Origin of the sequence: Funiculus sociatus GB2-C1 (assembly GCF_039962115.1) — a bacterium.
Lineage (GTDB): Bacteria > Cyanobacteriota > Cyanobacteriia > Cyanobacteriales > FACHB-T130 > Funiculus > Funiculus sociatus.
Window position 1 is genome coordinate 123918 of record NZ_JAMPKJ010000005.1, and the last position, 12756, is coordinate 136673.

A 12756-nucleotide genomic window follows, 5' to 3' on the forward strand; every position below is an offset into this window, starting at 1 on the left:
AACACAAGCGTCATAAAGCAAGTGAAGGTTTGTCTTTTTGATGTTCCTCCGTCTCTAACAAATTTTTCCCTAAAATAAGAGGACTATTACTGATGGACGCAAATGAATCCAGGGGTAGCAACCCGTTTGCTGGTGGCAACCCATCATCTACTGGTAACAGCAACCCAAATAGCGGTGGCACCTTGCCTCGGCAATCACCCTTTGATCGGCTGTCTGTAGTTCTTGGTGATAACTCACCCTTTGGTGGAAGCGGTTCTCCTACAGGTGGTAATTCCTTTAACGACCTACCCTATGGTGGCAACCCGTTTGCTGGTGACAATCTCTTCACTATCTTCGGTGGCGGTGCCAACCCCCTGAGTCGTAGCAACTCATCTACTGGTGGAAGCAATCCATTTGCTGGTGGCGGCGGAAGCAATCCATTCGCTGGTGGTAGCGGCAGTGGAAGTAATCCATTCGCTGGCGGCGGTAGTGGCGGCGGAAGCAACCCGTTTGCTGGTGGCGGTGGAAGCAACCCGTTTGCTGGCGGCGGCGGAAGCAATCCTTTTGCTGGCGGTAGTGGCGGAAGTAATCCTTTTGCTGGCGGTAGCGGCGGTGGAAGTAATCCGTTTGCTGGTGGCGGTAGTGGTGGCGGAAGCAATCCGTTCGCTGGTGGCGGTACTGGCGGTGGAAGCAACCCGTTTGCTGGCGGCGGTACTGGCGGTGGAAGCAACCCGTTTGCTGGCGGCGGTAGTGGCGGCGGAAGCAACCCGTTTGCTGGTGGCGGCGGAAGCAATCCGTTCGCTGGTGGCGGTGGAAGTAATCCATTTGCTGGTGGCGGTGGAAGCAACCCGTTTGCTGGCGGCGGTACTGGCGGTGGAAGCAACCCGTTTGCTGGCGGCGGTACTGGCGGCGGAAGCAACCCGTTTGCTGGCAGCGGTAGTGGCGGTGGAAGTAACCCGTTTGCTGGTGGCGGTACTGGCGGTGGAAGCAATCCGTTCGCTGGCGGCAGTAGTGGCGGTGGAAGTAACCCGGTTGCTGGCGGCGGCGGAAGCAATCCGTTCGCTGGTGGCGGTGGAAGCAATCCGGTTGCTGGTGGCGGCGGAAGCAATCCGTTCGCTGGCGGCGGCGGAAGCAACCCGTTTGCTGGTGGCGGTACTGGCGGTGGAAGCAATCCTTTTGCTGGCGGTAGTGGCGGTGGAAGTAACCCGTTCGCTGGTGGCGGCGGAAGCAATCCTTTTGCTGGCGGTAGTGGCGGCGGAAGCAATCCTTTTGCTGGCGGTAGTGGCGGCGGAAGTAACCCGTTTGCTGGCGGCGGTGGAAGTAACCCGTTTGCTGGCGGCGGTAGTGGCGGTGGAAGCAATCCTTTTGCTGGCGGTAGTGGCGGTGGAAGTAACCCGTTTGCTGGTGGCGGTGACGTATCGTTCAATAGTAGTAACGCACCCATTGGGAATGGTAACAGGGACATCGGAAGGGATAACGCAACCATCGGCAATGGTAATTCGGACTTCAGTAGCGACAACGCAACCATTGGTAATGGTAATTGGCAATTTGGAAGCGATAACGCAACCATCGGTAATGGTAACTGGCATTGGGACGGAAGTAGCGACAATGCAACCATTGGCAATGGCAATTGGTATTTAGACTACGTTAGCGATAACGCAACCTTGGGTAATGGTAATTGGCACTTCGGAAGCAATAACTCAACTATCGGTAACGGTAACTGGGACTTCGGAAGTAACAACACGGTCATTGGTAATGGCAATTGGCTGTTCACCAGTAATAACACAGTCGTTGGTAATGGCAATTGGCTAGTTGATGGTGACAACATCACCAGCCCGGAGACATTATTGCCAGAGATAAAGACTACTGTTGACGACTTGATTAACTCCCTCATGGGCAAGATTGGTGAAGACTTTATTGGGTTAACAGGCAATTTAGTGGAATCGGAAAGTCAGACGTTTAACCGACTCATCCTTGCCAAAGATACTGGTACTAATGACGGTAATGTTCAGTCTGTACCTGAGCCTGGATTTTCAACACCGCTGGTAGTGCTGGGACTCTCATTTTTACTGTATTCAAGGTTCAAAAAGCGGAGTAGACAGAAGCTTAGCGTCTGATACTAATTTACTGTTTTAATGCCACATTGAAGATTCCCTCAACCCCCTTTAAAAGGGGGGTTAAGAAGAAGCTTAAGTGTAACGGTCAAAAAAGTGAATTGGTATGAGGATTGACACTTAAAGAAAACATTGGCAAAAGCAAAATTTGAGTCTAAGTTGGGTAACTTTCTCAAATAGGGCTATTAATACCGACTTTTAACTAGAATTTGGATTGACTTTATTATGTTTTTTGATTCCCACAGCTATATAACCAGAGGTGGCGTTCACATAACTCGTTCCATAATCGAGATTTCAATGGAAACTGCCATTGAAGAGATTTTGGGACGCATTAATTCTCAGCGAGGAGGTTTGCTTGCAAGCAGCTACGAATACCCAGGAAGATACAAGAGATGGGCTATAGGTTTTGTTAATCCACCCCTGGAACTCGCTACACGCGATCGCTCTTTCACTCTGACAGCACTTAACGAGCGCGGGGTGGTGCTTTTGGCTTATTTGGCAGAGCGTTTAAAGTCGCGATCGCAACTTCAGGAAATCACTCTGGAAAAGTATTTTATCACTGGTTCTATAAAACCAACAGAAGAATCTTTCCCAGAAGAAGAACGTAGCAAGCAACCTTCTGTTTTCACTATTGTTCGTGATATTCTACATTCTTTTTACAGCATTGAAGACGAACATCTGGGGTTATATGGTGCGTTTGGCTACGACTTGGTATATCAGTTTGAGTCAGTTTCCCAGCTTCAAGAACGTCCAGCAGATCAGCGAGACTTGGTGCTATATCTGCCTGATGAATTGACGATAGTTGACTACTACCTTCAGAGCGCATATCGTATCCAATATGAATTTGATACTGTGCATGGTAATACCAATGGTTTACCTCGTACAGGTGAGGTAATTGATTACAAAGGCAAGTGTCTTACCCGAAATCAAATATCTGATCATGCACCCGGAGAATACGCCAACCAAGTTAACAAAGCACTTGATTACTTCAAAAGAGGCGATTTATTTGAAGTTGTTCCCAGCCAAAGCTTTTTTGAAGTATGCGAAACCTCCCCAGCTAAACTGTTCCAAACATTAAAGCAGATAAATCCTAGCCCCTATGGGTTTATCTTTAATTTAGGTGGGGAATATCTGATTGGTGCATCTCCAGAGATATTTGTGCGTGTTGAAGGAAGGCGCATTGAAACGTGTCCGATCAGCGGTACGATCGTGCGCGGACAAGATGCTATTGATGACGCGGATCGGATTCGTCAGTTGCTCAATTCCCGCAAGGATGAATCTGAGTTAACAATGTGTACTGATGTCGATCGTAATGACAAATCTCGCATTTGCGAACCTGGATCAGTAAGAGTAATTGGTCGTCGCCAAATTGAGTTATACAGTCACTTAATCCATACAGTAGATCATGTTGAGGGAATATTGCGGCCTGAGTTTGATGCTTTGGATGCCTTTTTAAGTCATACTTGGGCAGTGACGGTGACGGGCGCTCCAAAACGGGCAGCAATGCAGTTTATTGAACAGCACGAACGTAGCGCCCGGCGTTGGTATGGTGGAGCCGTTGGATGCTTAACTTTTAATGGCAATTTGAACACTGGTTTAATTCTGCGGACTATGCGTTTGAAAGATGCGATCGCAGAAGTTCGAGTTGGTGCTACTGTCCTTTATGACTCGGTTCCAGAAGCGGAAGAACGGGAAACTCTCACTAAAGCAGAAGCTCTTTTTCAAACAATTCGCCAAGCTAAACAAACGAGTGTTGAAGCTCTGCCAAATAGTTCGGTTGTTGGTGAGGGGAAAGTTCGTTTTGGAGAAAACAAGCGTGTCTTACTAATTGACTATGAAGACTCGTTTGTGCATACCCTTGCTAACTACATCCGCCAGACTGGTGCTACAGTCACAACGCTACGTCATGGGTTCTCAGAAGAAATTCTTGATAGTAATCCAGACTTGGTTGTTTTATCTCCTGGGCCTGGCAGACCCAGTGAATTTCATGTACCAGAAATGGTAAAAGCTTGCGTACAGCGACAAATTCCCATCTTCGGAGTTTGTTTAGGGTTGCAAGGAATTGTTGAAGCTTTCGGTGGTGAGCTGGGAGTTCTTAACTATCCACAACATGGTAAGTCATCGCGTGTTTTTGTCACAGATTCAGAATCGGGTCTTTTCCAAAACTTACCGCAATCTTTTGAAGTCGGTAGATATCACTCATTGTTTGCTCTGCAAGATTTATTGCCTGAAGAACTGAAAGTTACAGCTATTTCCCATGATGATGTGATTATGGGAATTGAGCATAAGATACTCCCGATCGCCGCAGTCCAGTTCCACCCAGAATCTATCATGACGCTTGGTGGAGAAGTTGGTCTGGCGATTATTATCAACGCGATTCGTACCTATGCAAAAGGTAGTGATTCCTCAAATATGGTGGAAACGGCTGTTCAGGAAAATCTGGATGGAAATTTGCAAGTTAATTCCGACTTTTCTACTGTCCGACATTAAAGCGATCGCGTTTGTTCTTAACTCAAGTTACCCCAATGCAAATCCATCGCAATCCGCCAAAACTCGAAGTCAATATTCTGCAAAAGATTGTAAAGTACAAGGAGCAAGAAGTTGCTCAAAGCAAAGAACAGCTACCTTTAGCAACTCTTCAAGAACAGCTAAATAATGCTCCTTCTCCAAAAGATTTTCTGATGGCTTTACAGCATTCAAATTGCCCTAGTTTGATTGCAGAAGTCAAGAAAGCGTCACCTAGTAAAGGAGTAATTCGAGCGGATTTTGATCCAGTTGCGATCGCCCAAAGCTATCAGGGGGGTGGAGCAAGCTGTCTGTCTGTGCTAACCGATCGCAAATTCTTCCAAGGTAGCTTTGAAAATCTGCATCTTATTCGTCAGCGCGTCACGCTACCGCTACTCTGCAAAGAGTTTATCATTGACCCCTACCAAATTTATCTAGCGCGGACGGTTGGAGCGGATGCGGTGCTGCTAATTGCAGCCATCTTATCGGATCGAGAGCTGCAAAACTTTCTGAATATTGCTTGTGATCTGGGTATGAACGCTCTATTAGAGGTGCATACTTTAGCAGAACTCGACCGGGTGCTAAAGCTCTCAAATGTGCGATTAGTGGGGATTAACAACCGTAATCTGGAGAATTTTACGGTCTCACTAGGAACTACACAGCAAATAATGGCACAGCGGCGGGAAAAGTTGCACAGTTTAGGGATAACGGTTGTCAGTGAATCTGGTCTGTACACAAGAGCTGATTTAGACCTTGTGGCTGAGGCTGGTGTCCGTGCAGTTCTGGTAGGAGAGTCTTTAGTTAAGCAACCCGATATAGAGCAAGCTGTACGCAGTCTGCTAAGGCTTGATCTCCCCGCCTACGGCGACCCCCTTAAAAAGGGGGTTGAGGAGTATACCCCTGGTATAAATAGCTCTGCTTTTTAACGGGTTTAACTCAACAATAGCCCCCCTAAAAAAGGGGGTTGGGGGGATTTTTGCCAGATGAACACCACTAACCGAGATGTATTGAGGTGATCCCATGAAAGCAATGGTTATAAAAGACTTCGGCGGTTCAGAAGTCTTTGAACTCCGCGAGGTAGATAAACCAACACCAGGTAAAAACGAACTTTTGGTGAAAGTTTATGCAACCTCCGTTAACCCTGCTGACTGTGGGGTGCGTCAAGGGGTATTTGGCCCAAGAATCAAACTACCCGCAATTCTCGGCTATGACGTTTCCGGTGTCGTCGAAGCGATCGCGGAAAATGTGAGGGATTTTCAAGTAGGCGATGAGGTATATTATGCCATCGGACTTATGGATGGCGACGGTGCCAACGCTGAGTATCATGTCGCGCACGAATCGATTGTCGCCAAAAAGCCCGCAAATTTATCTCATCAAGAAGCAGCTAGCGTACCCGTATCAGGCGGTACAGCGTGGGCTGCACTGATCGACCGGGCAAATATCAAAATCGGCGAAACTGTACTAATTCACGGTGGTGCAGGAGGCGTAGGCTCGTTTGCTATCCAAATAGCTAAGGCGGCGGGTGCATACGTTTATACAACTTGCGGCGGCTACGATGTTGATTTAGTGAAGTCCATCGGTGCAGACAGAGCAATTGACTACCGAAACGAAAACTTTGTTGAGATCATTCACCGCGAAACAGGCGGACAAGGAGTTGACGTTTGTTTGAGTACGGTTGGCGGCGAAGTTTTCGCCCAAAGCCTGATAGCAACCAAAGTTGATGGTCGTGCTGTCACGATAACTGGCGTACAGGGCGACCTCAATATCGCTATTGGGAAAAATATTACTGTTCACTTTGTCCATTTAGAGCGTCCCCGCCCTAAACTCGAAGCGCTAAGAACCTTGATTGAACGAAGTCAGATTAAGCCTGTTGTCGGGATGACCTTTGGGCTTAATCAAGTTGACCAAGCGCATAAAAAGCTTGAACAGGGCGGCGAGGGCGTGCGCGGCAAAATCGTTTTACAAGTTGCATAAGTTGCTAATTGCTTCGGAGCAATTAGCAATTAGCAATTAGCCATTTTTAAAGGAATATCAGAATGAATTCTATCTCTGATTGTTTTGAGTCTTTACGCGATCGCAACCAGTGCGCTTTGATTCCTTTTCTCACAGCTGGAGATCCTGACCTGGATACAACAGCAGAGGCTTTACGAATCTTAGATCGCAATGGTGCTGACATGATTGAGTTGGGCGTTCCCTATTCAGATCCGCTGGCAGATGGCCCTGTGATTCAAGCAGCAGCGACTCGCGCTTTGCAACAGGGAACCAAATTAGAACAGGTTTTAGAGATGCTTCAAGCTGTCAGTCCCGGCTTAAAAGCGCCTCTGATCCTATTTACTTATTACAATCCAATTTTGAACCGGGGCATTCAGCAGTTTCTGGAGGACATTGCGAGTGCAGGGGTAAGAGGGCTGGTGGTTCCCGATTTACCATTGGAGGAGGCTTCAAACTTGCTACAGCAAGCTGCTGCTTTGGACATTGAAGTAATCTTGCTGACGGCTCCCACCAGTTCCAAGGAACGCATTGAAGCGATCGCGCAACAGTCTCAGGGATTTATTTATTTGGTGAGTGTCACTGGCGTTACCGGGATGCGATCGCAAGTCCAAGGGCGTGTTAAGGATTTGTTAGTAGAGATGCGCGCCGTAACCGACAAGCCTATTGGCGTTGGTTTTGGCATCTCTGGAATAGAACAAGCTCGTCAGGTAAAAGATTGGGGTGCAGATGCCGTAATTGTGGGAAGTGCCTTTGTGAAACGTTTGGCATCTGGTACTCCAACTCAAGGACTGCAAGCTGTTGAAGAACTTTGTCGAGAGTTGAAAGAAGCGATTACCCCCCAATTAATCAAGCATTAAGAATCAAAACTTAAAAATGAAACGTTTTTTAGCTCTCATTTTTAAGTTCTGATTTTGGCGGTGAGGAAGTTAACCGAAAGCGAAAAAAACATGGGATTTTTGCATGAATCTGTTAAGATATTAAGCTTTGGTATAGCTGTTAGCTTGTTCGGGATGGAAGCGATCGCAGCTGACCTAGTTGTTAGAAAAAACGTGGTTGACCTTACTTCTGAGGAAAAAAACAACTTCGTTAACGCTATCAAAACTTTAAAAACCACAATTCCAGAAGGCAGCGCTCTCAGTATTTATGACCAGTTTGTTGCCGTACATCTGGGAGCCATGAGCGTAATCCATTGGCATGAAGAACATCAGCATCATCATAATATTGATACTGCTCATGAAAATTCAGGATTTCTGCCGTGGCATCGCGAATATGTACGCAGATTTGAACAAGCCTTACAATCAGTAGACCCAAGCGTAACGGTTCCCTACTGGGATTGGACAGATCCTACAGCCATTGACGTTATCTTCCAACCCGATTTTATGGGGTCAAATGGTCAAGGCGTAACTATCAATATCCCAGGCGCGGGAGCCTTTGAAGGAGGCCCAGTTGTATCCGGTAATTTCTCAGAAGCTAGTGGATGGGTTCTCAACAAAGACTTACATATCGATCCATCTACAAACCAATCGTTGGGTACGTCCCTCTTACGTTTTCTGCAAGTACCTCCTGCTACTGATTACCCAATACCTAAAGCAGAGATAGATCGAATTCTTGCCCTCGATAATTACCAAGCTTTCCGTCCTGCTTTAGAAGGATTTATTTCTTTTGATAAAGACGGTAATGTAATTAATGGAGGCTTTGCTCATAACTATATTCATGGCTTAGTCGGTGGGGTTCGTATTGATTTAACTACGAGCCGACCCACGTTCCAGCCTATAGGAACTATGAGCAACATTCCTAGTTCTGTAAACGATCCAGTATTTTGGCTAAATCATTCTAATGTGGATCGTCTCTGGGCTGAGTGGCAGGATAATGGACATGAAGGAAGCGATTTTTATCCTTCGGAAGGTCAGCCTTATGGACACAATCTCAACGATCCAATGTGGCCTTGGGATGGAGGTATGTCCACTCCAGCGAGTAAAGGGCTAGGAAATTTACTATCCCTATTACCAGTTTTTGACTCTGATGATATTGTCACGCCCGCAGACGTTTTAGATTACCGGAAAATGGGCTACACCTATGACACTACTTCAGCTTCGGTTCCGGAACCCACTTCTACATTAGGTTTATTAGGTCTAGGTGTTTTGGGTATAAGTTCTCTTTCCAAGCACAAAAAGAAACAGAAAACCTTGGCTATTAGTAATGGCTAATAGCTAATTGCAAGCTTGTAAGTTGGGTTGAGTGATAGCGTTACCCAACGCCTCCTTTGTTTTTGTTCAATTGAAGTCATGAAACCCAACCTACGATAAAACTCAATTCTCGTTAAGTCAATGCCATTTTAATTGGGAGGAAGTCTTTCCTATTACCCATTACCAACCCTTAGTAAGTGAAATTCAATTGCGCCTACCTGCTTAATCATCAGCAAAATACTCAACAGATAGAGGAAATTAACAGTGACAACCACAAAAGACATTTATACTCTAGCTTCACCCATTACCCAGCGCCCCGATATCTTGGGTCGGTTTGGTCGCTTCGGCGGTAAGTACGTACCGGAAACTTTGATGCCTGCACTCAGTGAGCTAGAAACAGCGTTTGAGCAATATCGCAGCGATCCTAGTTTCCAAGAGGAACTGCAAAACCTGATGCGAGACTATGTAGGACGACCCAGCCCCCTGTACTTCGCAGAGCGTTTAACTGCCCGCTATGCTCGGCCTGATGGCACAGGGCCCCAAATTTACCTCAAACGCGAAGATTTAAACCATACAGGCGCTCACAAAATTAACAATGCGCTGGCTCAGGTACTATTAGCAAAGCGCATGGGCAAGCAGCGAATTATTGCTGAAACAGGCGCAGGTCAGCATGGTGTCGCCACCGCAACAGTTTGCGCGCGTTTTGGTCTGGAGTGCGTAATCTACATGGGCGTTCACGATATGGAGCGACAATCTCTCAACGTGTTTCGGATGCGGCTGATGGGGGCAGAAGTCCGTCCAGTGGAAGCAGGAACAGGAACGCTCAAGGATGCCACTTCGGAGGCGATTCGGGACTGGGTGACAAATGTGGAGACTACCCATTATATCCTCGGTTCGGTTGCTGGCCCTCATCCCTACCCAATGATGGTGCGCGATTTCCACGCGGTAATTGGCTTAGAAACTCGCGCCCAGTGTCTGGAAAAATGGGGAGGGCTACCGGATATTCTGCTTGCTTGTGTGGGTGGTGGTTCCAACGCAATCGGGCTGTTCCACGAGTTTGTGGATGAATCAACAGTGCGGATGATTGGCGTTGAAGCTGCGGGGGAAGGTGTAGACACCGAAAAGCACGCAGCGACTCTGACTCAAGGGCGAATTGGTGTTCTGCACGGTGCGATGAGCTACTTATTGCAAGATGATGATGGTCAAGTTATTGAGGCGCATTCTATTAGTGCTGGACTAGACTATCCCGGTGTGGGCCCTGAGCATAGTTATCTCAAGGAACTTGGGCGCGCCGAATATTACAGCGTGACGGATCAACAAGCTTTAGACGCATTTAAGCGAATGTCGCAGTTGGAGGGGATTATCCCAGCACTGGAAACTGCTCATGCGATCGCATACTTAGAAACTCTCTGCCCGCAACTAGCTGACAATCAACGCATTGTCATTAACTGTTCTGGGCGTGGTGACAAGGATGTACAAACAGTTGCCAAGTTTTTGCACATTGCTTAAATCCTACTGATTAGACTTCACCCTACTGCTTTTGGGTGAAGCCTAATTGCGATTTTCCGAACATTTTGTACGCAAACATATTAGCAGGGACTTAAAAGATGATCGTGATTATGAAAAGCGGCTCTCCAGAAGCGGAGATTGCTCGCCTTAGCCAAGAGTTCAGCTCTTCTTGGGGGCTGACATCACAAAAAATCGTCGGTAAACATAAGGTTGTAATAGGTCTAGTGGGTAATACCGCTACATTAGATCCATTGCAACTGCAAGAACTTAGCCCTTGGATTGAGCAGGTATTGCGAGTTGAGAAACCCTTTAAACAAGTTAGCCGTGCCTTTCATCATGGTGAGGCGAGTGAGGTAGTGGTACCCACTCCTAACGGGCCTGTTCATTTTGGAGAAAACCATCCACTGGTAGTTGTGGCAGGGCCTTGCTCAGTTGAAAATGAAGAAATGATCGTCGAGACAGCACGACGAGTTAAGGCAGCTGGCGCAAAATTCTTGCGGGGAGGTGCATACAAGCCTCGCACTTCACCTTATGCTTTTCAAGGTCATGGTGAGAGCGCTCTAGGTTTGCTGGCAGCAGCGCGGGAAGCGACAGGTTTAGGTATCATCACGGAACTCATGGATGCTGCTGATTTGGAAAAATTAGCGGAAGTAGCGGATATTATCCAGATAGGCGCTCGCAATATGCAGAATTTCTCGCTGCTCAAAAAAGTGGGGGCGCAGAATAAACCAATCTTGCTAAAGCGGGGAATGGCAGCCACGATTGAAGAATGGTTGATGGCAGCTGAGTATCTGTTAGCAGCTGGGAACCCGAATGTAATTCTCTGCGAACGAGGTATCCGCACGTTCGATCAACAATACTCTCGGAATACGCTGGATTTGTCAGTGATACCTGTGTTGCGAAGTCTGACGCACCTACCGATTATGATTGACCCCAGCCACGGGACAGGCAAAGCGGAGTATGTGCCTTCTATGGCGATGGCAGCGATCGCAGCTGGCACAGATTCTCTGATGATTGAGGTTCACCCCAATCCCGCTAAAGCTTTGTCTGATGGCCCCCAATCCCTGACTCCAGAGCGCTTCGATCGCCTAATGCAGGAATTGTCCATCATTGGTAAAGCTATGAACCGCTGGCCTCAACCTGCCCCAGTTCTTGTCTAATTTGTAAATGATTCGTGACGAGATACCCGACTTTAAGAAGTCGGGTATCTGAAGGGCTGGTATCTCATAACTCTGGATCGGATTGCTATAGTAGCGATCGCCTTGAGTAAGACAATCGCTACCACTTTAGCCTGGACACGCTACTACACTCTTTGAAGGCAAGTCTCTAGAAAAACTAACCATATATGAAACTATCGATACCCCCGACACGTTCTCAGGCTTGCGAGGTTATGGACTTTCTGTTGTCAGGATACGCTGAACACGATCAGATCGTCAGCTTCCTTCAGTCCCGACCGATTCTGGACGCACGACCCCAAGAACTACTGGGGTATCGCGATTCCCTCTGGGAGAAAAGACGAAAGGCAGACTTTGGTCGCGTCGATCTCGATATAGTTGGTACTGGAGGCGTTCGTCAGCCACGCTACAATGTTTCGACAACGGCAGCGTTTATTGTTGCTGCCCTTGGCGTTCGAGTTGCTAAACACGGCAATCGCGGTTCGGTAAAACCTAATGGATCTTTCGATCTACTGGAAATATTAGGCATTTCCCTATCTGCGCTCACACTACGCGCCGTTGAGAGTCTTCAGAATACCGGATTAACATTTCTTTTTGCTCGTGATTGGCATCCTGCTTTTAGCGCGATCGCTGCTGCACGATCTGAGGTAGGAAAACCTACTGTCTTTAATCTATTAGGGCCATTACTCAATCCCAGTAAACCAGTTCACCAAATGGTAGGCTGTGGCAATCCATCAGTAGCTCTCGTTATTGCGGAAGCTTTATCTGAACTCGGAGTGAAAGCGTTAGTTGTGACTGGTTCGGATGGACTTGATGAGATTACTTTAGCTGGTAGTTCCCAAATAATCGAGGTACAAGATAACATTACTACAAAAGAAATCGTACCTGAAGATTTCGGGATGACGACTGTGCAAGTATCAGATATTGCCGGAGGTGATGCTACAGCTAATGCCGCTGAATTCTTAGCTATAATCAGCGGGCAGGGGCGGAAACATATTGTCGATTTGGTAACTTTAAATGCAGCATTTGCATTGTCTCTAGTCGAGCCAAATTCCACTGTGGAAAAGGCTATTATTACAGTTCAGCGTGCATTAGCAGATGGAACTATAGAAGCATTTTTTAAACACTTCCGCAAGTTTCTGATGACCGAACAGAAGAGTACGCTTAACGAGTGCATACCTATGCAAGATGGGCGTTAATCAGGTAAGTGAAGGTCAGATCCCCGACTTCTGTAAAGAAGTCGGGGATCTGAACCCCTGGCATCTCAAAACTTAAATAGGATTGCTATAGTTGCTA

Annotated in this window: 9 protein-coding genes; all 9 read left to right on the forward strand. The window is 47.1% G+C overall.

What is annotated here, in order from left to right:
* Positions 1-92 precede the first annotated feature (92 nt).
* The 9 genes from NDI42_RS04360 to trpD all read left to right on the forward strand — a co-directional run bounded on the left by NDI42_RS04360 (position 93) and on the right by trpD (position 12659).
* Complete coding sequence (locus tag NDI42_RS04360; protein WP_190452875.1) at positions 93-2096, forward strand: hypothetical protein; 2004 nt, start codon at positions 93-95, stop codon at positions 2094-2096.
* A gap of 222 nt (positions 2097-2318) precedes the next feature.
* Positions 2319-4583: an anthranilate synthase gene (locus NDI42_RS04365; protein ID WP_190452877.1), complete on the forward strand. Its 2265-nt coding sequence runs from the start codon at positions 2319-2321 to the stop codon at positions 4581-4583.
* A 35-nt stretch (positions 4584-4618) separates the two neighbouring features.
* On the forward strand, positions 4619-5524 hold the full coding sequence (gene trpC / locus NDI42_RS04370; protein WP_190452878.1) for an indole-3-glycerol phosphate synthase TrpC: 906 nt from the start codon (positions 4619-4621) through the stop codon (positions 5522-5524).
* 94 nt (positions 5525-5618) lie between these two features.
* Entirely contained in the window at positions 5619-6572 is a 954-nt protein-coding gene (locus tag NDI42_RS04375; protein ID WP_190452880.1) for a zinc-dependent alcohol dehydrogenase family protein, read from the forward strand.
* Between the two features lie 62 nt (positions 6573-6634).
* Entirely contained in the window at positions 6635-7447 is an 813-nt protein-coding gene (gene trpA, locus NDI42_RS04380; RefSeq protein WP_190452882.1) for a tryptophan synthase subunit alpha, read from the forward strand.
* A 90-nt stretch (positions 7448-7537) separates the two neighbouring features.
* Entirely contained in the window at positions 7538-8797 is a 1260-nt protein-coding gene (locus NDI42_RS04385) for a tyrosinase family protein (protein WP_190452883.1), read from the forward strand.
* Positions 8798-9058: 261 nt separating this feature from the next.
* A complete protein-coding gene (trpB, locus tag NDI42_RS04390; protein ID WP_190452945.1) occupies positions 9059-10285 on the forward strand; it encodes a tryptophan synthase subunit beta in 1227 nt (408 codons plus the stop codon).
* A gap of 98 nt (positions 10286-10383) precedes the next feature.
* A complete protein-coding gene (aroF, locus tag NDI42_RS04395) occupies positions 10384-11445 on the forward strand; it encodes a 3-deoxy-7-phosphoheptulonate synthase (RefSeq protein WP_190452885.1) in 1062 nt (353 codons plus the stop codon).
* A 185-nt stretch (positions 11446-11630) separates the two neighbouring features.
* Entirely contained in the window at positions 11631-12659 is a 1029-nt protein-coding gene (gene trpD, locus NDI42_RS04400) for an anthranilate phosphoribosyltransferase (protein ID WP_190452886.1), read from the forward strand.
* Positions 12660-12756 lie beyond the last annotated feature (97 nt).

Coding starts and splice junctions, on each gene's coding strand:
- NDI42_RS04360 (WP_190452875.1), top strand. CDS start 93: ATGGACGCAAATGAATCCAGGGGTAGCAACCCGTTTGCTGGTGGCAAC.
- NDI42_RS04365 (WP_190452877.1), top strand. CDS start 2,319: ATGTTTTTTGATTCCCACAGCTATATAACCAGAGGTGGCGTTCACATA.
- trpC (WP_190452878.1), top strand. CDS start 4,619: ATGCAAATCCATCGCAATCCGCCAAAACTCGAAGTCAATATTCTGCAA.
- NDI42_RS04375 (WP_190452880.1), top strand. CDS start 5,619: ATGAAAGCAATGGTTATAAAAGACTTCGGCGGTTCAGAAGTCTTTGAA.
- trpA (WP_190452882.1), top strand. CDS start 6,635: ATGAATTCTATCTCTGATTGTTTTGAGTCTTTACGCGATCGCAACCAG.
- NDI42_RS04385 (WP_190452883.1), top strand. CDS start 7,538: ATGGGATTTTTGCATGAATCTGTTAAGATATTAAGCTTTGGTATAGCT.
- aroF (WP_190452885.1), top strand. CDS start 10,384: ATGATCGTGATTATGAAAAGCGGCTCTCCAGAAGCGGAGATTGCTCGC.
- trpD (WP_190452886.1), top strand. CDS start 11,631: ATGAAACTATCGATACCCCCGACACGTTCTCAGGCTTGCGAGGTTATG.